This window comes from Mycobacterium sp. NGS18 (assembly GCF_059813185.1).
This window is the reverse complement of the sequence record NZ_JCALEC010000006.1, coordinates 52,992-75,423: the sequence shown is the minus strand read 5'-3', so window position 1 is coordinate 75,423 and position 22,432 is coordinate 52,992. Positions and strand designations below refer to the sequence as shown.

The window sequence follows — 22,432 nt, the reverse complement described above, 5'->3', positions numbered from 1 at the left end:
ACAGCCCGAGGAGCCCGGAATGAAGATGGACGACTTCGTCCTCGTTTCAGTCGACGACCACCTCGTCGAGCCGCCCGACATGTTCGAGGGCCACATCCCCGACAGATACAAAGATGATGTGCCCAAGCTGATCCAGCGCGCCGACGGCACCGACGCCTGGGTCTTCGAGGGACAGGAAGCCACCAACGTCGGCCTCAACGCGGTCGCCGGCCGCCCCCCGGACGAGTACGGCGCCGAGCCGACCAAACTGAGCGAGATCCGCGAAGGGTGCTACAACATCCACGAGCGGATCCGCGACATGAACGCCAACGGCGTCGCCGCCGCGATGAACTTCCCGTCCTACCCGCAGTTCTGCGGACAGTACTTCGCTCGCGCCAAGGACAAGGATCTCGCGCTGGCGGTGCTGCGTGCTTACAACGACTGGCACATCGACGAATGGTGCGGCACCTACCCGGGCCGGATGGTCCCGCTGGCACTGCCGCCGATCTGGGACCCGAACCTGATGGCCGACGAAGTCCGGCGGGTGGCGAAGAAGGGCTGTCACGCGGTCACCTTCTCGGAGAACCCCACCAAACTCGAGTACCCCTCGCTGCACGACCCGCACTGGGATCCGTTCTGGCAGGCCTGCAGTGACGAGAACACCGTCGTCTGCCTGCACATCGGTTCGTCGTCATCGGTGGTGATCACCTCGATCGACGCCCCCGTCGACACCATGATCACCCTGCAGCCGATGAGCATCGTCAATGCGGCGGCAGATCTGGTCTGGTCGCCGACGCTGCGCAAGTTCCCCGACCTGACCTTCGCGCTCTCCGAAGGCGGCATCGGCTGGATTCCCTACTTCCTGGAGCGCGTCGACCGGGTCTACAAGATGCACCGCGCCTGGACCCATCAGAACTTCGGAGGCAAGCTGCCCAGCGAGGTCTTCCTGGAGCGCATCGTGACCTGCTTCATCGACGACGGCTTCGGTATCGAGAACCGGCACAAGCTCAACCTCGACATGATCACCTGGGAATGCGACTATCCGCACTCCGACTCGACGTGGCCACTGGCACCGGAGTCACTCGCCGGCTACCTCAACGGCGTGCCCGACGACGAGATAGACAAGATCACCCACGAGAACGCGCTGCGGCTCTTCTCCTTTGACATGTTCGGGAAGCTGCCGCGCGAGCAACTCACCGTCGGTGCGCTGCGGGCGCAGGCGCGCGACGTGGACCTGGGCTACCGCTCCTCGCAGCGGTTGAAGAAGACCGGCACCGACACCGTGACCGTGCTCGACCTGGCCGCTAAACTGCCCACCGGGACCTGATCGGCGCCCGGCCCAACTGCCCGGCCCGACAGTTACCTTCTGGTAGCGTTCAACCAAATGTTCGGTCACTAGGTGCTCGGGTACATCCCGGCTGATCACGGGCGTAGTGGAGGTACGGTGGGGCGCCGAAAGCCAGCCGGAGCGGCAACTTCCGCGAACCGTACCGGCGGCTACGACGACGGCACGCGCCGCACCGAGATTCTGCAGACCGCCGCGACCCTGATCGCCTCCTCCGGCCTGCGGACCTCGCTGCAGGAGATCGCCGATGCCGCCGGCATTCTGCCCGGCAGCCTCTACCACCATTTCGACTCCAAGGAAGCCATCCTGGTCGAGCTCGTCCGGCGCTACCACGCCGACCTCGAGCAGGTCGGCGACGTGGCACAGGAGCGGTTGGACGAACTGGGTTCTGCGCCGGTCACCGACGCGATCGTGGAATTGGGCGCGGCGATCGCGCGGTGCGCCGTCGCGCACCGCGCCGCACTGCAGATGTCGTTCTACGAGGCGCCCAGCGCGAATCCGGAACTGGTCAAGCTGCTACAGAATCCGCCCACCGGCGCTCAGCACGCCATGCTGCAGACCCTGCGGGCCGCGCGCTGGAGCGGTCACATCCGGCCGGACATCGACCTACCGACGCTCGCCGACCGGATGTGCCAGTCGATGATGCATGTCGGGCTCGACGTCATCCGGCACAAGGCGGCCGCCGACCAGACCGCGGCGCTGCTCAGTCGCATCATGTTGCAGGGCTTGGCCGCTGGGCCCTGCAGCGACGACGAGTTGGACCGCTCCCCGGCGTTCATGGCCGCCGAAGCGGCGATCCAGACCTGGGCCGACGAACGCGCGGCCGAAGCCGATGACAAGGCCGCCCACGTCCGCCGGGTCGCCCGCGCTGAGTTCGGAAGCAAAGGCTACGAGGTCACCACCGTCCGCGATATCGCCTCCGCGGCGGGGATGGGAACCGGCACGGTCTACCGGCTGATCGGCTCGAAAGACGAGCTGCTGGCCTCGATCATGGCCTCATTCGGCGCCAAAGCCGGTGGTGGATTCGCGGCCGTGCTGCGTGCGGACGCGACACCGATAGCCAAGCTCGACGCCTTGAGCTGGATCAACATCAACGCCCTGGACCAATTCCCGGACGAGTGGAAGATCCAGCTCGCCTGGATGCGGCACTCCCCGCCGGACACTCCCAACCCCGGCCTGGCGTTCACCACCCGACTGCGGCAACTCAAATCGCTGTTGTCGGCCGGGACTCGCTCGGCCGACATCCGGGTCGAGACGCCGTCGATGGAGATGCTGTCGCGATGCGTGATGGACCTGCTGTGGGTGCCGGAGAACATTGTGCGCGCCCAGGGAACCCGCGCCGCGCTGATCCTGGCTCGCGACACCCTGGTGCGCGGGGCCGCCGAGCGCAGCCCCGCCGGCTAGCGAACGTCGGCGGGAAACTGCTACCAAAGTTTTGTTCCGATACCTATTGATTAAGCGGACCCCGTCACATAGGTTCGGTCCATGTCCGGAAAGCTCAGCGGCAAGGTCGCATTCATCACCGGCGCTGCCCGCGGCCAGGGCCGTGCCCACGCCCTCGCGATGGCCAGAGAAGGCGCCGACATCATCGCGGTGGACATCTGTCGCCAGATCGAGTCGAACCCCTACCCGCTGGCGACGCCCGATGATCTCGCCGAGACCGAACGAGCGGTCAAGGAACTGGGCCGCCGGGTCGTCGCGCGCATCGCTGACGTGCGCGAGCGGCACGAACTGCGTGACGCGGTGGAGGCCGGCCTGGCCGACCTGGGCAAGATCGACATCGTCGTCGCCAACGCCGGCATCCTGCCGATGGCCATGGGCAAACCCGACCCGATGCAGTTCGTCGACGCCTCCGACGTCGACCTGGTCGGGGTGATGAACACCGTGGCGGTCGCCATTCCGCACCTGCCCGACGGCGCATCGGTCATCGTCACGGGTTCGACCGCCGGAATGATCCGCGGCACCACCGACAATCCGAACATGGGTCCCGGTGGCGCCGGCTATGGGTGGAGCAAGCGCATCGTGATGGAGTACGTCGATGAGATGAGCCTGCACCTGGCGCCGCGGATGATCCGGGTCAACGCCATTCACCCGACCAACTGCAACACCCACCTGTTGCAGAACGACGGCATGTACTCGATGTTCCGCCCGGATCTGACCTCGCAAGGCAAGAAGGCCACCCGCGAGGACGCCGAACCGTTGTTCACCCTCTTCCAGGCCATGCCGATCCCCTACATCGAGCCCGAGGACATGGCCAACCTCGGGGTCTTCCTGGCCAGCGACGACGCCCGCTACATCACCGGTCAGCACATCCGCGTCGACGCCGGATCGCTGCTCAAGTGGCCCAACGGGCCAGGTGGATAACCTCAGAATGCGTGGCGGGGCAACGTGATCGGCAGATCCAGCGAACTCAGCAGCCCCGGACCCGCGTCCACCACATAAGGCACCGCATTGACGACGCGCATCGCGGTCGCCGCCATCGCGCCCCGGCCGGCACCGTGACCTGCTGCGTCACCCAGGGTCATCGCGCAGTGGATGTCGGGATCGCCGTCGATGTCCACCCGATAGGTGGCGTCACAGTCCGAGGCCAACCAGTCCGGTGCGACGTCGCGGGCCATCCGGATGATGTGCTCGACCACGATGGCCTCCCGTCCGTCGACGACGCCGACCGCCCGGGTGCACACCGCGCCGCACGTCCCGGCCGCGATAGTCCCGAAGGCCACTTCGATATCGCGACGTGTGACCCGCCGGTCCAGCGAACCGCGGATCTCCTCGACTTGCGCGCCCAGACCCTGCGCCATCAGGTGAATCGGTGCGCTCCAAGCCATCTCGATGAAGCCCGGGGTGCTCAGCATCGGCTCGAAGTCCAGCGGCCGGCCGAATCCCATCCCATCCATCATGACGTCGGCAACCGGGTAGTGGTCGTTGAGCGCGATCTCGCGCACCGTCAGCGTGCGAATCGACTTGGACTGAGTAGCCAGCATCAGGGCGAGCTGATCGGAGCCGAAGCCCGGAAAGACCCCGGACACGTAGAACGACGCGGCACCGGCCTTGGCCGCCGCCTGTAGCTGTTCGCGCCACTCGGGATGAAAGTAGCTCGGCGGATACACCAGGCTGGTCGACGACGTCGAGACGACGTTGATCCCTGCCTCCAGCAGCCGCAGATAGTCGGGCACCGCTGCAGCGTCGCGGTCCGGTCCGCTCGCGGCATACACGACGCAGTCCGGCCGCAGTCGGATCAGCGCATCGGCGTCACCGGTCGCCGCCACCCCGAGCGCGGTGCCACCGGCGAGTTCGCCGGCATCACGGCCCGCCTTCTCGGTCGAATGCACCCAGACCCCAACGAGTTCCATATCGGGCCGGTGCCGGATCGCGTCGATCGCAATGGAGCCGACACCGCCGGTTGACCACACCACGACGCGGGTTTTCCGATTCATGCTTTCCCCTCCGAGTTCGCGCGCCCAACGGCTGCCACTGCATGTTCCAGATAGGGCCAGGCAAGGGTGGGCGGAAGCCCGCCGCACAGCGGAAGCAGCGGCAGGCTGCGACCGGACCGCAGCTGCTCGACGGCCTCCCCGATGGTGAAGATGCGGTACGGCCCGGGTGCTTCCCGCAGTTCCGTCACGCTGGCGGCCCGCGAGATGCTCGCTACGCTCTCATCTCCGTGCCGGTAGCCGGCGGCGGTGACGGCATCGTGGAGCAGGTACGGTCCGAGTTCGCCCCAAGCCTTATCCACGTCGTCTGCAACGAAGACGGTCGTCGGCGCGTCAGGCTCGGGGAACTGGGCCGGACCAGGCTCATGGCCGTGCTCCCGGCACTGCGATTCGTAAAAATCTTTCAGGCCAGCCGGATTCGCCTGAGCGAGAAATCCCAGACCGTGCCGGGCGGCACGGACGGCCGCCGCCGCGCTGCCGCCGGCGATCATGATGTGCGGGCCACCCGGTGTCACACCGGCCGGGGTCACATGGATTCGGCGGCCCTCATAGCGGACCGGCTCACCGCGCAACAGCGCCAGCAGCAGGCTCAACTTCTCATCGGCCAGCGTTCCGCGGGTGCCGATTTCGATGCCGAAGTGCTCGTACTCCTGCGCGCGGTGACCGAGTCCGAAGGCATAGGCGACGCGCCCATTGCTGATGATGTCGAGCACGCTCATGTCTTCGGCCAGCCGGACCGGATCCCAGAACGGCAGGACCACCGCGGCGAGCATGATCCTCAATGCCTCGGTGCGGGCGGCGATGGCCGTAGCCAGCACCAGTGGCGACGGCAGGTGATTGTCCTCGGTGCCGTGATGCTCGGACAGCACCGCGGCGATCGCACCGCGGGTCTCGGCCCAGGCGCACATTTCGATGGCCGCGGCGTACAGCTCAGCGCGGGGTGCAGCCGACACCGGCGCCCGCATGTCGAAGCGAAGCGTGAACATGTGCCGGCAACTCCTTCGGGCGTCCGGCCGACTATAACCTAATATTTGTTCTCATACCCATGAACGGACCGAGCGCGCCGTACGCCGGCCACATGTACGGTCGAAGCCATGGCGCGCATTGTGATCATCGGCGGCCACGGCAAGGTCGCCCTGCTACTCAGCCGCATCCTGACCGAACCCGGCGGTTCAGCGAGGCTCGACGAAGGAGAGGCGAAGCTGGGACCGCCGCATGAACCGAGCGGTTCAGCGAGGCTCGACGAAGGAGAGGCGAAGCTGGGACCGCCGCATGAACCCGGCCACGAGGTCAGTTCGGTGTTCCGCAATCCCGACCACTCCGAGGAGGTCGCGGTGACGGGGGCGATTCCGGTGGTGGCCGACATCGAGCAACTCGACACCGCCGCGCTGGCCGACCTGTTGGCCGGCCACGATGCGGTGGTGTTCTCCGCCGGCGCCGGTGGTGGCGACCCGGCCCGCACCTACGCCGTCGACCGCGACGCCGCCATCCGCACCATCGACGCCGCCGCGCAAGCCGGCATCCGGCGCTTTGTGATGGTGTCCTACTTCGGCGCCGGTCCTGATCACGGCGTGGCGGAAGACGATCCGTTCTACCCGTACGCGCAGGCCAAGGCGGCCGCCGACGCCCATCTGCGGGCTACCGATCTGGACTGGACGGTGCTGGGGCCGAGTCGGCTGACCCTGGAGCCGGCGACCGGCCGGATCGATATCGGCCCGCACACCGGCAAAGGTGAGGTGTCCCGGGGCAATGTCGCGCTGGTGACCGCGACCTGCCTGACCGGCACCTCGACGATTCGCCGCACCATCGAGTTCAACGACGGGCAGGCGCCCATCCCGGAGGCTCTGGCAGCCCTTCAGGGCGATTGACGGGTAACGTCGACCACGCAACTGGTTTGCCGACATCGCCGGTAGTAGTGGCGCCGTTGGCATCGAGCGCGACGCGGTTTTCCGTGGAGCGCGAGAGGGAACCCGGTGAGAGTCCGGGACTGTCCCGCAGCGGTATGCAGGAACGACCGCCGTCAAAGGCACTGGTCAGGGGTTCGCCCGCGACTGGGAAGCGACGGCCACTAGGAGCACCCCGGTGCGCGCCTGCGAGTCCGAAGACGTGCCTGTTGTGTCGAGCGCGCCGCGCCCGGCGGATCAACGCCTCGCGGAATGGGCGTCTGGTTTTTCAGCGTTATAGTGCGTTAAATTGCACGGAACCGGATTGGCTGGACGACCGCCGGCGGAGACCCACCCTCTGGATCAAAGGATCGCATCGTGACCGTTCAACCCTTTACCGCCACCGTTCTCGGATCTCCGCGAATCGGGCCGCGCCGCGAACTCAAGCGCGCCACCGAGAGTTACTGGGCCGGCCGGATAGGACAAGACGAACTGAAGAAGGTCGCTGCCGGCCTGCGCCGCGACACCTGGGCACAGTTGGTCGCCGCTGGTCTGGACTCGGTGCCGGTGAACACGTTCTCCTATTACGACCAGATGCTCGACACCGCGGTGCTGCTCGGTGCGCTCCCGCAGCGGGTCGCCGGGGTGGCCGACGAGCTGGACCGTTACTTTGCCGCCGCACGGGGCAACTCCGAGATCGCCCCGCTGGAGATGACGAAGTGGTTCGACACCAACTACCACTACATCGTTCCGGAGATCGGCCCGGACACCAAGTTCGCGCTGAATCCGGCCAAGGTGCTCGCTGAGTTCAAAGAGGCTGCCGAGCAAGGGGTTCCGGCTCGCCCGGTGATCATCGGTCCCATCACCTTCCTGCAGCTGAGCAAGGCGGTCGACGGTGCGCCGGCGCCGATCTTCCGCCTCGACGAGCTGACCGACGTCTACGCCGAGCTGCTTTCCAAGCTGGCCGAAGCCGGGGCCGAGTGGGTGCAGATCGACGAGCCGGTGTTGGTGACGGACGGCGCCCCGGACGCCCCGGCGCTGGCCGAACAGGTCTACAGCCGCCTCGCCGGTGTGGCGGGCCGGCCGGCGATCTTCGTCGCCACCTACTTCGGCGACCCGGGCGGTGCGCTGGCCGCGCTGGCCCGGACCCCGGTCGAGGCGATCGGCGTGGACCTGGTCTACGGCTCGGTGGACTCGGTGGCCGCAGTTCCGGAGTTGGCCTCCAAGACCCTGGTCGCCGGTGTCGTCGACGGCCGCAACATCTGGCGCACCGACCTGGAGGCCGCGCTGGCGAAGCTGGCGACCGTGCGGGGGTCGGCGGCTGCGGTGGCGGTATCCACGTCGTGCTCGACGCTGCATGTCCCCTACTCGCTGGCGTATGAGGCCGATTCGGCGCTGGACGACAACCTGCGCAGCTGGCTGGCATTCGGCGCCGAGAAGGTGACCGAAGTGGCCGTCTTGTCTCGGGCCCTGGCCGAGGGCCGCGACGCCGTAGCCGACGAGATCGCCGCATCCCAGGCCGCGGTGGCCTCGCGCAAGTCCGACCCGCGGCTGAACAACGCCGACGTGCGTGGCCGGATCGCGACGATCACCGCGGCCGGCGCGCACCGCGGCAGCGCCGAGGCCCGGCGTGCCGCTCAGGACGAGCGGCTGCATCTGCCGCCGCTGCCGACCACCACCATCGGGTCGTTCCCGCAGACCGTCGACATCCGCAAGGCCCGGGCCGCGCTGCTCGCCGGTGAGATCGACAGGGGCGAGTACACCCGCCGGATGAAGGCCGAGATCGCCGATGTCATCAAACTGCAGGAGCAGCTGGGCCTCGACGTGTTGGTGCACGGCGAGCCGGAGCGCAACGACATGGTGCAGTACTTCGCCGAGCAACTGGAGGGCTTCTTCGCCACCGCCAACGGCTGGGTGCAGTCCTACGGCAGCCGGTGCGTGCGGCCGCCGGTGCTCTTCGGCGACGTCTTCCGTCCGCATCCGATGACGGTGGAGTGGGCCACCTACGCCCAGTCACTGACCGACAAGCCGGTCAAGGGCATGCTCACCGGCCCGGTGACCATCCTGGCGTGGTCGTTCGTCCGCGACGACCAGCCGCTGGCCGACACCGCCAACCAGGTGGCGCTGGCCATCCGCGACGAGACCGTGGATCTGGAGAAAGCCGGCATCGCGGTGATCCAGGTCGATGAGCCCGCGCTGCGCGAGTTACTGCCGCTACGCAAGGCCGACCAGGACGCCTACCTGAACTGGGCGGTCGGCGCCTTCCGGCTGTCGACGTCGGGGGTGAGCGACGCGACCCAGATCCACACCCACCTGTGCTACTCGGAGTTCGGCGAGGTGATCGGTGCGATCGCCGACCTCGACGCCGACGTCACCTCCCTCGAGGCGGCACGCTCGCACATGGAGGTGCTCGACGACCTCAACGCGATCGGCTTCTCCAACGGGGTGGGGCCGGGCGTCTACGACATCCACTCGCCACGGGTGCCCAGCACCGACGAGATGGCCACCTCGCTGCGGGAAGCCCTTGACGCGGTTCCAGCGCAACGACTCTGGGTGAACCCGGACTGCGGCCTGAAGACCCGCAAGACCGATGAAGTGACCGCCTCGCTGGCCAACCTGGTCGCCGCGGCCAAGCAGGCCCGCGCCGGAGTCTAGGTCCGTCCCTCTGCGCGAGCAGACGTGAAAGCCCCTTTTTCCGGCCGGTTTTAGGGGCTTTCGCGTCTGCTCGCGGCTCAGATCGGGACCGTCGCTAGTCTCGAGCCATGGACTTCAACACGATCCGCCACGAGGTCGAAGACGGCATCCTCACCGTGTACCTGAACCGACCGGACAACCTCAACGCCTTCACCGTCGAGATGGCCGAGGAGCTGGAGCGCACCTTCGTCGAGGTCAACGACGACGACGGCGTCCGCGCGGTGATCGTCACCGGTGAGGGGCGGGCGTTCTGCGCGGGCATGGACCTGTCCAGCTCGGGCAACGTGTTCGGCCTCGACGAGTCGAAGACACCGTCCCTGGCCGACATGGCCGACCTCGACGATCCGGAGCTGGCCCGGGTGCGCGACACCGGCGGGCGGGTGACGCTGGCGATCTACGGCTGCCGCAAACCGGTGATCGCCGCGGTCAACGGTGCCGCGGTCGGGATCGGCGCCACCATGATGCTGGCGATGGACGCCCGGCTGTTCTCCACCAAGGCCCGGTTCGGGCTGGTGTTCGGCAAGCTCGGTATCACCCCGGAAGCCTGCTCGACCTGGTTCCTGCCCCGGATCGTCGGGGTGCCAACGGCTTTGGACCTCCTCTACCGCGCCGACATCCTGGACGCGGAGGGCGCGCGCGCCTGCGGGATCGCCCAGTCGCTGCACGAGCCGGACGTGCTGCTGGCGCAGGCGCGAGAGCTGGCCGATGCCTGGACCAAGGGCCGCTCGCCGGTGTCGTTCGCGCTGATCCGCCAGATGCTCTACCGCAACTCCGCGCAGCCCGACCCGGTGGACGCGCACCGGGTCGATTCGCTGGCGATGTTCTACACCAGCATCGGCGACGGGGCCGACGGGGTGCGGGCCTTCCTGGAGAAGCGTGACCCGCAGTTCACCTCCCGGGCCTCGGCGATGCCGCCGTTCTACGGCGAGTGGGTGCCGCGCGGGTAAGCCCCGCCGGCGGTGATCGCCGAGGCATCCAGTGTTACGTCATTGCGCGTTGAGTTCGGCGGCTGCGCGGACGAGGGCCGCGAAGGCCTTCGCGTCCAGGGTGTCGCCTTCCAGGAGGTCGATCGCACGCCGGGTGTTGCCGTTGAGGCTGGCGTTGAACAGTCCGGTCGGGTCGGGCAGCGAGGCTCCCTTGGCGAAGGTGAGCTTGACCTTCTCCCGGTAGGTCTCTCCGGTGCAGATGATCCCGTCCTGGTACCACGTGGGCACACCGCGCCATTTCCACTGTTCCACCACGGCGGGCAGCGTCGTGGTGATCACTTCGCGGATGGTGGCCAGCAGCTCACCGCGCCAGTCGGCCAATTCGGCGATGCGGCCGTCGATCAGAGCTGACGGATCATCGCTGTTGACCGTGCGCTTCTCGGATGCCATATGTGCGCTCCTCGATACGAGTACCTGAAATCTGATGATGCCGGATTCACGGTCTCACGCCTCGGGCAGCTCGGCGAACCGCTTCTTGACATCGTTGTACCAGCCCATCGCCTTCATGGGGCGGCGCCAGCGGCCCTTCATGTCGTCTCGGGCTGGCACGTGTGCGTCGTCGCCGGCCTTGACGAGTTCCTTGAGGTGCCGGTCCTGCGCCTTGATGATCTCGTCGGCGCTCTCACCGCGGTGGGCGAAGTTGCATGGTCCACCCAGTTCCTGGCAGGTCATGGTCTTCACGGGGTTCTCCTCCTCTTGGTCGCACCGGGCGGTCCGGGTGCGTCAGGATGTTGACGCACCCGACGACGAAAGTGTGACCGCCATGGTGAGTGACGAGCAGCTTGCTGACGGCTTCGAGGCCGAGCGCCCACGCCTGCAGCGCATCGCTGCGCACATCCTGGGAGATGTCGACGCGGCGCAGGACGTCGTTCAGCAGGCGTGGTTACGGCTGGTGGCCGCCGATGCCCCGATCACAAATCTGCCGGGCTGGCTGACAACGGTGACCTCTCGGCTGTGCTTGGACCGGCTACGAACTCGTACGCCGATACCGACGGAGTCGATAGACGTTGAAACGACGGCACCCGATCCCGCCGACGACTTGGTACTGGCTGACACCGTCGGTATCGCACTGCAGGTGGTGCTCGACCGGCTCACGCCCGCCGAGCGGGTGGCGTTTGTCTTGCACGACAGCTTCGGTTTTGACTTCGAGTTGATCGCGACGATGCTCGACACCACCTCGGTCGCGGCGCGAAAGCTGGCCTCGCGAGCTCGGGCCAAGGTGCGCCCACCAGCGCCCGCCGATGCTCTCGCCGATTGGGAGGTCGTGGACGCGTTTATGACCGCGGCGCGCGAGGGAGACTTCGCACAGCTGCTCGAGTTGCTGGCTCCCGACGTGGTGGTGACTGCCGATGCGTCCGCGATTGCGCTTGGGACGCCGACACGCTTGGAGGGCGCCGGCGAGGTAGCCGGTTTCTTCAACGGCGCTGCGGCAGCTGCCTTTGCTGTGTTCGTCGAGAATCGCCCGGGCGCCGCCTGGATCCACCGCGGACAGGTCAAGGTCGCCTTCGACTTCACCGTCGCGACCGGGCAGATCCATCACCTGCGGTTCCGCGCCGCCGAGGACGTCCTGGCGGGGGTCCGACATCGTGTCGGTAGCAACGCCCGGGATTCTGGGTAATCTTCGCGAGTCGCGCTGCCTGTCAGCCGGCGGGCTGCCATCCCGGCCCGCGAAACAGGTGGCCCCATACCGCCCGCCAATTGCGTGCACCCCGTACGTCGCGCCAGATCGCGACGTACTCGTGGGTGGCCACCCGCACCGGGTTGAACGTCTCGATGTTCTTGGTGAGCCCGTAGACGACCCGCTCCGCCTCCGGCTGGAAGGTGCCGAACAGCCGGTCCCACACGATGAGGATGCCGCCGTAGTTCGTGTCGAGGTACTTCTCGTTCGACCCGTGGTGGACCCGGTGGTGCGACGGGGTGTTGAAGACGAATTCGACGGGCCGCCAGAGCTTTCCGACCCGCTCGGTGTGGATGAAGAACTGGTAGAGCAGGCTGATGGACTGCTGCAGCAGGATCATCCACGGGGCGAACCCGGCGAACGCCAGCAGCACCCAGAACGGGACCGCGGTGAACGGTGTCCAGGTCTGACGCAGGGCGGTGGACAGGTTGTAGTGCTGACTGGAGTGGTGCACCACGTGGCTGGCCCAGAACACCCGGATGGTGTGGTGGGTGCGGTGGTACCAGTAGTAGGCGAAGTCGTCGGCGACGAACAGCGCGATCCAGGTCAGCGGGTTACTCGCCGGCAGGTGAACCGGCGCCAGCAGGTAGGCCCCGCTGAAGACCGCCAGCACCGCCAGCTTCCAGCCGATGTTGATGATCACGTTGCCGATGCCCATGGTGAGACTGGTTCGGGTATCCCGTAATTCGTAGCCACGCTCCTCGTCGTTCGGCAGCACCGCGAAGGACACCAACTCCAGAACCAGGCAGAGCACGAAGACTGGGATCGCGTGTGCGATGAGATCGAACATGGCGGTTACCCCTCCCCTTCGGCGTCGGCCTGGCAGGCCGCCACGAACCGGGTCAGCAACTCTTCGGCCAGCCGGTACGCGGCGTCCTCGTCGGCTGCCGCGATCGCGGCGGCCAGGTCGATGTGTGCGCTGCGGTCAGCGAATTCGGCGGCCCCCAGCGCGTAGATCGCCTCACGTCCGATCTCGTCGTAGGCGGCGACCAGGGTGTTCAGCGCCAGCCGGTAGGCGATGTTGCCGGACCCGTCGATGACGGCGATCCAGAACGTCAGGTCGGCGTCGATCACCAACTCCAGCTCCCCGGAGGCCGGGTATGCCGTGGCGGCGGCAGTGATCGCGGACCGCTGCTGCGCCGAGGCGCTCCGCGCGCAGAGTCGTGCGGCATCCGCAGCGATCGAACGCCGCATCACCGCGACGTCGCCGATGATCTGGCGCGCGGGGATCACTCCGGCAAGGGCCAGCCCGGTCAGGGCATCCAGGCCGGCGCTTTCGCGCCAGTCCAGCACCCGGGTCTTACCGCCGTGGCTGATCCGGACCAGCCCGGCCTGCTGCAACCGCTTGAGCGCCTCGCGCACCGCATGCCGGTTGACCTGCAGAGTCAGGGACAGTTCGCGTTCGGACGGCAGGGGTTCGCCGGCCGGCAGGCGTCCGGTCAGGATCTCCTCGACGAGGCGCACGAAGATCGTGTCGGAGATCGCGGTCCGGGGAATGGGCGCCAGATCCATGGGCTATATGGTCGAGCACCGGGCCCGACTGGTCAACTGGTTGGACCGGTTATCTGGGTCACATCTGGACGTGTACCGGCACGTCGTCGTCCCACGGCTGGCGGGTCACCATGTCGGCTACCCGCACATAGCCGCGCTCGAATTCCCCCGTGGCGGCGTCCACCAGCCGGTAGGACTGGGTTTGCCGGTGGATGGGCTGGGCGTCGAGAATCACCACCCGCACCTCCCCCGGCTCGAATCTGCACCGCTGCTGCAACGCGGCGATCAGCTGTTCGTTGCTGAAGTGCCCGTCACCGAAGTTCCAGCCGATCGCGGTGCTGGTGATCCGCTCGCCGTCGGTGAGGACGTAGTCGTCCTCGTTCTGATCGGCCATCGCGCGGTGCGCCAAGGTGAACAACGCCCGGCCGTGAGTGTTGAAGGCACGGAACGCATATCCCATGTACATCGGGATCTGGGCAGCCTCCTTGCTGCCGTAGAATTTCTCCAGCTGAGCGGCGGGCATGCTGGCGATCGCGACGATGCCGGCGGCGATCTTCGCGTCGGCGGACGGTTTGATGCACCACAGTGTGGTATCCCAGTTGCCGGCGTAGTAGCGCATGCCCGGCAGGAAGGAGACCTTGCGCGGGAACAGGTTTCCGAGTGCGACGGTTCCCGCGACCACGACGAACAGCAGGATCGGCAGCGGCGTCGTCAGATCGCCCAGCCCGACGCCGGCGTGGCCGACGAAAAGCGCCAGCACCGAAAACATCATGAACACGTTCCATTCCAGCGGAACTCCCATCGGAATCGCCGACAGGATGCCGAAGTGGAAGCACAGCATGACGAACGCGGCGATCGCGGTGGGCCACCCGCCGTGGCTGAAGAACAACACCAGCGGAACACCCATCTCGATCACCGTGGAGAAATGCGCGAGCCAGCGCGACAATCGGCCCGGCCGCAGGTCGTCCGGAAAGTGTTCGAAGAACTTGCGTTTGACCGACCGCGCCCGAAACAACGGGTTGTTGCTCATCATCGTGGAGATGACGAACGGGAAGTGCTTGTTGAGTTTGGAGGTCGCCGCGCCCAGCCAGATGACCAGGCATACCAGTTTGGCGCCCAGGATCAGGTCCACGCCGTAGCCGGCGAACAGGAAGGCGACGGTCAAGGAGGCATAGACCTCGCCGCGGGCCGCCAGGAAGATCACCTTGTCGCGAAGCCCAAGCACCGCCAGCACGCCCAGCACCGCCCAGATCTGCCACGCCGGCAGCACCCCGACCGTCGTCCCCAGCGCCGGGACCGGCCCGGTCGCGTCGGAGAACAGCGCAATGAGCAGCAACACCAGCAGCGTGCCGTACAGCGCAGCGTCGAACGGGGTACGGCGATCGCCGGCGGTCAGCGGTATCCGACCCGGCCACGGCGGCAGCCGAATGGTGTTCGGGCGCAACCAGTACAAGATTGATCCCATCGGCGGGAAGAACCGGTTGTTCAGTGGCCCGAACCCGCAGCCCAGGCCGATCACCTCGAACAACATCGTGTAGAGCACGACCTTCTCGAACACCACCGGCTCGGCGTACCAATGCGCGACATCGGTGAAGCCATCGATACCGCGCGTGGTCAGACAGATCAGCCACGCACCCAGGATGTACAGGCCGATCTTGACCACGTAGAACAGATGCAGCAGCACCGGGGTGCCGAAGCCGACTTCGGCCCAGTGCCGGGCCATCGGGATGATGCGCTCCGCCCGAGTGCCCCGGCTCCACTCCTCGAAATCGATCTGTGGGGTGTCCTGTTTGAGAAAGCCCATGAGCGTCAGATTAGAACGTGTTCTAGGTACGCGCGGGGAAACCCCCCGAGCCCACCTGGCCCGCTCACCGGAATATCCCCTCCGGGGTATCCGGCGCCTTGTCCAGCACCAGGGGATCGACCAGGATGTTCAAGGCACCCAGTTGCCCGCCGTCAAGGCCCGCCAGGCCCTCGACCGCCCCCAGGAACCGATGCTGCTCGGCCGGTTCGACCACTGCGTCGGCGAGCTCGGCGAACTTGGCGGTGTACTGCGTGCGCCCGAATGGCCGCGCCCCCAGCGGATGCGCGTCGGCGATGGCCAGTTCGTCGGTGATCACCGCGCCGCTCTTCAATGTCACCTCGGCGCGCGCCCCGAAGGCTTTCTCGTCCGGCTCGGTCGAGTGGTAACGGCGAGTCCACTCCAAGTCTTCGACGGTGGAGATCTTGTGCCACAGCGCAATGGTGTCCGGGCGGTGCGCCCGCTGAGGCGCGTAGGAGCGTTCGTGGTGCCAGGCGCCGTCCTGCAAGGCCACCGCGAAGATGTACATCGCCGAGTGGTCGAGGGTCTCGCGCGAGGCATCCGGGTCGGACTTCTGCGGATCACCCGAGCCCGTCCCGATCACGTAATGGGTGTGGTGGCTGGTGTGCAGCACGATCGATGCGACCTGCTCCAAATCGCCGATGCGTTCCCGCAGCCGGCGCGCCAGATCGATCAGCGCTTGGCTCTGGTATTCGGCCGAGTGCTCCTTGGTGTAGCTGTCCAGGATGGCGCGCTTGGGTTCGCCGGGGCCGGGCAGCGCCACCCGGTAGGTGTGCTCGGGACCGGACAACAGCCACGCGATGACGCCGTCTTCGCCCTCCCAGATCGGTGCCGGGGATCCCTCACCGCGCATCGCCCGGTCGACCGCCTCGATGCCCACCTTGCCGGCGTGAGCCGGGGCATAGGCCTTCCAGCTGGAAATCCCTCCCTTGCGGGACTGCCGGGTGGCCGTCGTCAGGTGCAGCGCCTGGCCGATCGCGGAGTAGATGACCTGCGGATTGAGCCGCAGCATGGTGCCGATGCCGGCGGCCACCGACGGGCCCAGGTGCGCGACGTGGTCGATCTTGTGCTCATGCAGGCAGATTCCCTTGGCCAGGCCGATCTGCACCTCGTAGGCGGTGGCCAGGCCACGGATCAGCTCGGAGCCGGAGACACCGAGTTGTTGGGCGACGGCGACCAGTGGCGGAATGTTGTCGCCGGGGTGGGAGTATTCGGCGGCCAGGAACGTGTCGTGAAAGTCCAGCTCGCGCACCGCAACCCCGTTGGCCCAGGCCGCCCACTCCGCCGAGTAGCCACCGGGAACGCCGAACACCTGCGCGCCCGGCTCAGCCGGGTGGGCCAGCGCCTGACGGCGGGCGACCGTCACCGGCCGGCGCAACACCGCCGCAGCGCTGACGGCGGCGTTGTCGATGATCCGGTTGATCACCATCTCGGCGGTGTCGTCTGGGACGGCGACCGGATCGACCGCCAGCTCCGCGATCTTCCAGGCAAGGTGCTCCGAGCGGGGAAAATCCTCGGCGCTGCGGCGGGTTCGGACCTGGTGTACCTGCATGTTTCACACCGTACGCACGATTTCGAAACGCCAGTCGGCCACCGCGTTTCAGTTCAGCCAGGCGGTAGCGGACTGGCTTACTCGCCGGTCACGGCCGGCGGCCGGTAGAACAGCACCAGCTGGCCGATCGCACCGGCCAGCCCCAGCCCGACCGATATCGCCAGGCCCGCCCAGCCGTTGAGCCAACAGCGGCAGAAGATCTGGTGATCCAGGCTGAGCCGGCCCGGCCCGAGCATTGCCACCACGACGGCGCCGGTGGCCAGCACCAGGTTGTATTCCCAGCCCTCGCTGAGCACGAAGAAGCCGTTGCCGCGGTGCACGGTCCACACCGCGACCGACATCAGCGCCACGAACCCGGCGGCCGCGATCGGGGTGAGCAGGCCGGCGGCCAGTCCCAGCCCGGCGGCGATCTCGGCGCTGGCGGCCGTCACCGCCTGGAATGTGCCGTATTTCATCCCGATGCTCTCGAACCACCCGGCGGTGCCCGGAATGCGGCCCCCGCCGAAGAACTTGTTGAAACCGTGTGCCGCCAGGGTCACACCCAGCACCAGGCGCAGGATCAGCAAAGCAACATCAGCAGCGGCCATGTGCCCCAAACTACAATGACGCATCCAGTAATCGTAGATATCCGTCACTGATCGCCGACTCGGCGGCGTGCACGCTGATCACCACGGTGTCGCCGATGCCGTGGACGCCGTGGGTGAGGCCCATCGCCGGGGACAGCGCGGGAAACCCGGCGGTCAGCAGCACCGGCGCGGTGCCGAAGCGCAGGTCCGCCGCACCTCGGTGCACGCTGGACACCACGGTGTTGCCGGTCACCCGCACCGGCCGGGCCAGCGGGTCGAACTTTCCGATACCCCAACGCAACAGCGCCGCCGGTGTCGCCGCGAAGGCCCGGTCGGCGGCCGCCGTGGCCGGGTGCTCGGCACGAAGCCGGCCGCCGGCCAGGTCGGCAGCGATCCGTTCGCAGCGCACCTCACGATCCGATCGCGGATACAGTCCTACCGCAATATTGCCGAAATGATTGTGCGCCAGGCGAACACCGGTCTTGGCCATCGGCACCTCGGCGCCCAGCGCATCGCACGGCTCGTCGAGGTAGTCCGACAGCGCCGCGGACACCGCCGACAGCACTGACACGGTGACGGTGGGCCCGCTCAGTTCCGCACGGCGGCGCACCAGGGTGCGTACCGCGCGGGCGCCGGCCGGCCGGTTGTTGGTGGCCAGCGGCGGCCGGTCCCCGACGGCAGGCGGCAACAGTCCGGCCGCGGTGTCGCGGACGCGGCTGCGGTGCGCCCGTGCCGCGACGACCGCGCGCCAGGGCAGAAACCCGCGCGCCGGGGTGCCCACCTCGGTTACCGGTGCGGCGCGCCCGAACAGCCACGCCGCCAGCGCTGAGGCCCGCGCCCCGTCCGCGAGGGCGTGTGCCACCTGCAGCACGGCCACCGTGCCGGCGCCGCGGTGGCCGGGGATGCCGCGCACCGGTGCGAACACGTGCAGCCGCCACGGCGCCGCCCGGACGTCAAGCTGGTCACCGCCGAGCCGCACCACCGCGTCCAGGCAACCGGCCCAGCTGTCCTCGGGAACGCGATGCCGAAGCGCGCCGATGTGGCCGAACGCCGGAACCCACCGCGGGTAGCTCAGGGAACCGGCATCCTCGACCCGCATGGTCAGCGCCGGGCTCTGCCGGGCCCGGGAAAGCACCTCTGCGACGGCAGCGTCGAGGTCGGCCGGCACTCCGGCGAAGGCGTAGAGCAGGAACTGGTCGCTGGGGATCTTCGCCGACATCCAGTAGAACTGCGCGTCGACCACGGCCATCCGATGTCCGCTCATCGCGCGGCTCATCAGGTCAGGAATTGCAGCACCCGGTCGGCTACCTCGTCGGGCTGCTCGAGTTGCAGGAAATGCCCGGCATGCTCGACCACGGCCGCCGTACTGCCGTCCGCCAGCGCCGGACCCACCCACCGGGTGAAGGCCGGTGACATGCAGCCGTCGGTGCGTCCGTGCAGGTACAGGATCGGCAACCGCGGCAGCTGCAGCCAGTACCGGTGCAGATCGGCGTATCGGTCCGGCACCTGCACACTGCGCAGGGCGCGGTAGGGGCCCAGCGCCGCCCGCCAGCCCTCCGGCGTCCCGATCGCCGCGTCGACGTGCCGCAGATCCTCCTCGGCGTCATAACCGGGTGACCAGCGCCGCCACAGCCGCGGCAGCACCCACGAGGCGGACCGATCCGGCAGCCACGGCAGTTGGAAGTAGCCGATGTACCAGCTACGGACCAGCTGCGCCGGCAGATGGCCGGCCAGGACGATCCCGTCCGCTGCCCCGGCCGCGCGAAGCGCCGCCGGCGGGGGCACCGACATGATCACCGCCTTGGCGAACGGACTGTCCGGCATGGCGGCCAAGCCGGTGGCCGTGATCGCGCCCCAGTCGTGACCGATCACCACATCGCGTCCGGTCCCGCCCACGGTGTCGTAGACCCGCAGCGCGTCGTCCATCAACGCCCCGAGGTGGTAGCTGCCGTCGTCGGGGATCGACGACGGAGCGTAACCCCGCATGAACGGCGCCACCACATGCCAGCCGGCCGCGACCAGCCGGGGCGCCACCCGACGCCATCCGTAGGGAGTATCGGGAAAGCCGTGCAGGCACAACGCCACCGGGTTGCCCGGCTCTCCCCAACTCAGGGCCTTGAGCGCCACCTCGGGTGCCGTCACGTCGATCCACCGCGGTTCACTCATCGTCTACCCCTCAGACCGGCTCGAAACCCGCGACCAGCCACCGGCCGTCGACTTTGTCCAATGTCACCCGGTAGCTCGAATCGACCTCAGCGGGCTCGGCGGAGCCGACCGTGACGGTGCGGTCGGCGAAGACCAGCACTGCCGCGTGATCGCGGGTGGCCCACACCGATGCCGCTGCCGGAACCTCGGCCACCGCGGTGACATTGCGCGCCTTGGCATCGGGGATGATCCGATCGCGGGCGCGCGCCGCGAATTCCGCCCGGAAGCCGTCGGTCATCAGCTGCTGTGCACCGGCCAGATCGCGTTCGATGGTGTCGGGAGCAAACGTCAGTATTCGGATCGTGGTTTCGATTGCGGCCGAGATGGTTTCGGCGCTCTCCGCCTCGTCGGCGCGAATCGTCCCCTCGTACCACTTCAACCACCCGGCCGCCACTGCCATGGCCAGGATCAGCCCGGGCAGCACCCCGTAGACCAGCCGCCTCATGTCACGTACTCGACGTCGGAAACCTTGGCCTGCTTGCCCACCCGCTGCACCGTCATCCGCATCCTCAGCTCATGCGGCTGCAGATCCAGACCGCCCAGATGCTTTGAGGCGACGCTGACGGCGACCAGCACCTGCGCCTCGTCCCCGGACTGCCATTCCAGACCCGCCTCGCTCACCGCGCTGACCGCCTGCGAGTGCTCCCGGGTGACGGTCTCGATCAGCACCGGGGCGCGTTCGGCGAACCGCTCGTAGAACTCGCCGGTCGCCGAGTCGAGGACGCGCTGCACATCACCTTGGGGGTCCTGGTAATCGACCGTCGTGAGGTGAAGGGCGGTCTGCCGGGCGGCATGCAGAAACATCTCCCGCTGCGCGACGGCGCGGTGGGCCGCTTCGGCACGGAACCCGAGCCAGCCGAGCAGGCCCGCCAAAACCAGCACCCCGATCAGCCCTGCGATCAGTGCGCGACGCTGCCCGACGTCGGCGATGTCCTCACCCACCATGATTCACACTGTCTACCATTTCCTGATGAGCACAGCCCAGACCGTCGACTTCGACGGCGTCGGCGGAGTCACGCTGGTCGCCGATGAATGGAACCGCGGTATCGCCGCAGACGCCGACCCGACGATCGTGATGCTGCACGGGGGTGGCCAGAATCGGCACTCCTGGCACAAGACCGGTCAAATCCTGGCCGAGCGGGGTTATCACGTCGTTGCGCTCGACACCCGCGGTCACGGTGACAGTGACCGCGCGCCCGGCGCGGACTACGCCATCGAGACGCTCGCCGCCGACGCCGTCGCGGTCATCGAGGCGATCGGCCGCCCGGTGGTGCTGATCGGGGCGAGCATGGGCGGACTGACCGGGATACTGGTCGCCGATCAGGCAGGCCCGCAGCGGGTGGTCAAGCTGGTGCTGGTCGATGTGGTGCCGCGCTACGAGAAGAAGGGCAGCGCGCGGATCCGCGACTTCATGTTCAGCCACATCGACGGCTTCGACTCACTGGAGCAGGCCGCCGACGCCGTGGCGGAATACCTGCCGCACCGGCCCAAACCCCGCAGTCCCGAGGGCCTGAAGAAGAATCTTCGGTTCCGCGACGGCCGCTGGTTCTGGCATTGGGATCCGGCGTTGATGACCAAGCCCGGCGACGACCCGGCGCTGCGCACCGACAAGATCGAGGCGGCCGCCATCGGCCTGCAGATCCCGATCCTGCTGATCCGGGGCAAGCTCTCCGATGTGGTCAGCGCCGAAGGCGTCGCGGACTTCCTGGCCAAGGTTCCCGGCGCGCGGTTGGTCGAATTGTCCGAGGCCGGGCACACCGCGGCCGGCGACGACAACGACGCCTTCAGTGCGGCCGTCGTCGAGTTCGTGTCCCGCTGAATGTTCGGGATCGGGTGGCTGACGCCGACGCTGCTGGCGGTCGGCGCACTGGCGGCGGTGGTCGTCGCCGAGGCCGTCGCCCTGGCGGTGTTGACCCGACAGCTGCATCAGGCCCGGGCCGAGGCCGAGGATCTGCGACAGCGCGTCGACACCCGTAACCTGCTGTTGAGCGGCGGCCGTGAGGCCGTCAAAACCGTGTGGCAGACGGCAAACCTGGTGCGCAAGCAGGGGTTTGGGGCAGCCGTACGTTCATCCATCGAAGACCTCGCTGACTGGGCCGAGGTGGAGCGACCCGATCTGGCCCGCCTCGCCCCGGACGGTCATGTGGTGATCTTGTTCACCGACATCGAGGAGTCCACCGCGCTGAACGAACGCATCGGCGACCGCGCCTGGGTGAAGCTGATCGCCCGCCATGACGAGATGGTGCAGCGCACGGTCCGCGCGCACGGCGGGCATGTGGTCAAAAGCCAGGGCGACGGGTACATGATCGCGTTCGCGCAACCCGACCAGGCGGTGCGCTGCGCCATGGAGCTGCAACGCGCACTGCAGCCGCGGCGCGGCCGCAAGCCGGGGCACCCGATCCGGGTTCGCATCGGCGTGCACATGGGCCGCTCGGTGCGCCGCGGCGACGACCTGTTCGGGCGCAACGTCGCGATGGCCGCCCGCGTTGCCGCGGCCGCCGACGGCGCCGAGATCCTGGTCAGCGGAGCGGTGCGCGACGCGGTCAAGGACTGCGACGACATCACCGTCGGCGCCGGTCGCGACGCCGAATTGAAGGGCTTCGCCGGCACCCACCGCCTGTACGCGGTCAACGTCGACTAATTCTCGCCGGCTTCGGCCAGCCGCTGATGCAGCCGGGCGCGGACCTCTTCGGGCGTGTAGGCCCGCCGCCGTCGCTGGTCTCGCGCCACCAGCACTCCCCCGGCGGCGACTCCGACCACGCCCGCCAGGCCGATCCATTTCCAAATGCTGCGCACG

23 protein-coding genes and 1 riboswitch are annotated in these 22,432 nt (G+C 67.9%); of the genes, 9 read left to right on the top strand and 14 right to left on the bottom strand.

Annotated elements, in window-relative coordinates; genetic code table 11:
- The first annotated feature begins 19 nt into the window (after positions 1–19).
- The 3 genes from AC5Y31_RS13425 to AC5Y31_RS13415 all read left to right on the top strand — a co-directional run bounded on the left by AC5Y31_RS13425 (position 20) and on the right by AC5Y31_RS13415 (position 3,688).
- Positions 20–1,306 carry an amidohydrolase family protein gene (locus AC5Y31_RS13425; protein WP_499980888.1) on the top strand — a complete coding sequence of 429 codons (1,287 nt, stop codon included), beginning with the start codon at positions 20–22 and terminating at the stop codon, positions 1,304–1,306.
- A gap of 117 nt (positions 1,307–1,423) precedes the next feature.
- A complete protein-coding gene (locus AC5Y31_RS13420) occupies positions 1,424–2,728 on the top strand; it encodes a TetR/AcrR family transcriptional regulator (protein WP_499980887.1) in 1,305 nt (434 codons plus the stop codon).
- Between the two features lie 81 nt (positions 2,729–2,809).
- Complete coding sequence (locus tag AC5Y31_RS13415; protein WP_065024989.1) at positions 2,810–3,688, top strand: mycofactocin-coupled SDR family oxidoreductase; 879 nt, start codon at positions 2,810–2,812, stop codon at positions 3,686–3,688.
- 2 nt (positions 3,689–3,690) lie between these two features.
- On the opposite strand, the gene AC5Y31_RS13410 is transcribed toward AC5Y31_RS13415, so the two are convergent.
- Together AC5Y31_RS13410 and AC5Y31_RS13405 are read right to left on the bottom strand one after the other, a co-directional pair.
- Positions 3,691–4,761 (bottom strand): NAD(P)H-dependent amine dehydrogenase family protein, encoded by a 1,071-nt coding sequence (locus tag AC5Y31_RS13410; RefSeq protein ID WP_499980884.1) that lies wholly within the window; start codon positions 4,759–4,761, stop codon positions 3,691–3,693.
- Complete coding sequence (locus tag AC5Y31_RS13405; protein WP_065024987.1) at positions 4,758–5,744, bottom strand: LLM class flavin-dependent oxidoreductase; 987 nt, start codon at positions 5,742–5,744, stop codon at positions 4,758–4,760. Before AC5Y31_RS13405 ends, AC5Y31_RS13410 begins: the two co-directional genes overlap by 4 nt.
- A gap of 108 nt (positions 5,745–5,852) precedes the next feature.
- Here AC5Y31_RS13405 and AC5Y31_RS13400 point away from each other — a divergent pair, with 108 nt between their 5' ends.
- From AC5Y31_RS13400 to AC5Y31_RS13390, 3 genes are all read left to right on the top strand, one after another.
- Positions 5,853–6,626, top strand: coding sequence for an NAD(P)H-binding protein (locus tag AC5Y31_RS13400; protein WP_499980883.1), 774 nt, complete (start codon positions 5,853–5,855; stop codon positions 6,624–6,626).
- 61 nt (positions 6,627–6,687) lie between these two features.
- Positions 6,688–6,886: riboswitch (cobalamin riboswitch) on the top strand.
- Between the two features lie 133 nt (positions 6,887–7,019).
- Positions 7,020–9,296 (top strand): 5-methyltetrahydropteroyltriglutamate--homocysteine S-methyltransferase, encoded by a 2,277-nt coding sequence (metE, locus tag AC5Y31_RS13395; RefSeq protein WP_499980881.1) that lies wholly within the window; start codon positions 7,020–7,022, stop codon positions 9,294–9,296.
- Between the two features lie 107 nt (positions 9,297–9,403).
- On the top strand, positions 9,404–10,282 hold the full coding sequence (locus tag AC5Y31_RS13390) for a crotonase/enoyl-CoA hydratase family protein (protein WP_065024982.1): 879 nt from the start codon (positions 9,404–9,406) through the stop codon (positions 10,280–10,282).
- Between the two features lie 39 nt (positions 10,283–10,321).
- Here the strand turns inward: AC5Y31_RS13390 and AC5Y31_RS13385 are convergent, their stop codons facing one another.
- Positions 10,322–10,711 carry a DUF1801 domain-containing protein gene (locus AC5Y31_RS13385; RefSeq protein WP_499980880.1) on the bottom strand — a complete coding sequence of 130 codons (390 nt, stop codon included), beginning with the start codon at positions 10,709–10,711 and terminating at the stop codon, positions 10,322–10,324.
- 54 nt (positions 10,712–10,765) lie between these two features.
- Positions 10,766–10,993 (bottom strand): hypothetical protein, encoded by a 228-nt coding sequence (locus AC5Y31_RS13380; protein ID WP_301635966.1) that lies wholly within the window; start codon positions 10,991–10,993, stop codon positions 10,766–10,768.
- A 46-nt stretch (positions 10,994–11,039) separates the two neighbouring features.
- Between AC5Y31_RS13380 and AC5Y31_RS13375 the strand changes: the two genes are divergently transcribed.
- Entirely contained in the window at positions 11,040–11,939 is a 900-nt protein-coding gene (locus AC5Y31_RS13375) for a sigma factor (protein WP_499980878.1), read from the top strand.
- Positions 11,940–11,961: 22 nt separating this feature from the next.
- Here the strand turns inward: AC5Y31_RS13375 and AC5Y31_RS13370 are convergent, their stop codons facing one another.
- The 9 genes from AC5Y31_RS13370 to AC5Y31_RS13330 all read right to left on the bottom strand — a co-directional run bounded on the left by AC5Y31_RS13370 (position 11,962) and on the right by AC5Y31_RS13330 (position 20,580).
- Entirely contained in the window at positions 11,962–12,789 is an 828-nt protein-coding gene (locus AC5Y31_RS13370; RefSeq protein WP_301631091.1) for a sterol desaturase family protein, read from the bottom strand.
- Between the two features lie 5 nt (positions 12,790–12,794).
- Entirely contained in the window at positions 12,795–13,511 is a 717-nt protein-coding gene (locus tag AC5Y31_RS13365) for a FadR/GntR family transcriptional regulator (protein WP_065024978.1), read from the bottom strand.
- Between the two features lie 58 nt (positions 13,512–13,569).
- Positions 13,570–15,294, bottom strand: a complete 1,725-nt coding sequence (locus tag AC5Y31_RS13360) for a DUF3556 domain-containing protein (RefSeq protein WP_499980876.1) — start codon at positions 15,292–15,294, stop codon at positions 13,570–13,572.
- A gap of 64 nt (positions 15,295–15,358) precedes the next feature.
- Positions 15,359–16,864 carry a 2-methylcitrate dehydratase PrpD gene (prpD, locus tag AC5Y31_RS13355; protein ID WP_499980875.1) on the bottom strand — a complete coding sequence of 502 codons (1,506 nt, stop codon included), beginning with the start codon at positions 16,862–16,864 and terminating at the stop codon, positions 15,359–15,361.
- A gap of 77 nt (positions 16,865–16,941) precedes the next feature.
- Positions 16,942–17,451: a DoxX family protein gene (locus tag AC5Y31_RS13350; RefSeq protein WP_499980874.1), complete on the bottom strand. Its 510-nt coding sequence runs from the start codon at positions 17,449–17,451 to the stop codon at positions 16,942–16,944.
- A 10-nt stretch (positions 17,452–17,461) separates the two neighbouring features.
- Complete coding sequence (locus AC5Y31_RS13345; RefSeq protein ID WP_499980872.1) at positions 17,462–18,694, bottom strand: WS/DGAT/MGAT family O-acyltransferase; 1,233 nt, start codon at positions 18,692–18,694, stop codon at positions 17,462–17,464.
- 11 nt (positions 18,695–18,705) lie between these two features.
- On the bottom strand, positions 18,706–19,596 hold the full coding sequence (locus AC5Y31_RS13340; RefSeq protein WP_065024975.1) for an alpha/beta fold hydrolase: 891 nt from the start codon (positions 19,594–19,596) through the stop codon (positions 18,706–18,708).
- Between the two features lie 10 nt (positions 19,597–19,606).
- Positions 19,607–20,080: a hypothetical protein gene (locus AC5Y31_RS13335; RefSeq protein ID WP_499980871.1), complete on the bottom strand. Its 474-nt coding sequence runs from the start codon at positions 20,078–20,080 to the stop codon at positions 19,607–19,609.
- Positions 20,077–20,580, bottom strand: coding sequence for an Rv1363c family protein (locus AC5Y31_RS13330; RefSeq protein WP_065024973.1), 504 nt, complete (start codon positions 20,578–20,580; stop codon positions 20,077–20,079). The genes AC5Y31_RS13335 and AC5Y31_RS13330 overlap by 4 nt, the downstream gene beginning before the upstream one ends.
- 25 nt (positions 20,581–20,605) lie before the next feature.
- Here AC5Y31_RS13330 and AC5Y31_RS13325 point away from each other — a divergent pair, with 25 nt between their 5' ends.
- The gene (locus AC5Y31_RS13325; protein ID WP_499980869.1) at positions 20,606–21,454 is read left to right on the top strand and encodes an alpha/beta fold hydrolase; all 849 of its coding nucleotides are present in this window, start codon (positions 20,606–20,608) and stop codon (positions 21,452–21,454) included.
- Complete coding sequence (locus tag AC5Y31_RS13320; RefSeq protein WP_499980868.1) at positions 21,455–22,276, top strand: adenylate/guanylate cyclase domain-containing protein; 822 nt, start codon at positions 21,455–21,457, stop codon at positions 22,274–22,276.
- On the opposite strand, the gene AC5Y31_RS13315 is transcribed toward AC5Y31_RS13320, so the two are convergent.
- Positions 22,273–22,431 carry a hypothetical protein gene (locus tag AC5Y31_RS13315; protein ID WP_499980867.1) on the bottom strand — a complete coding sequence of 53 codons (159 nt, stop codon included), beginning with the start codon at positions 22,429–22,431 and terminating at the stop codon, positions 22,273–22,275. The genes AC5Y31_RS13320 and AC5Y31_RS13315 overlap by 4 nt on opposite strands.
- Position 22,432: the final 1 nt, after the last annotated feature.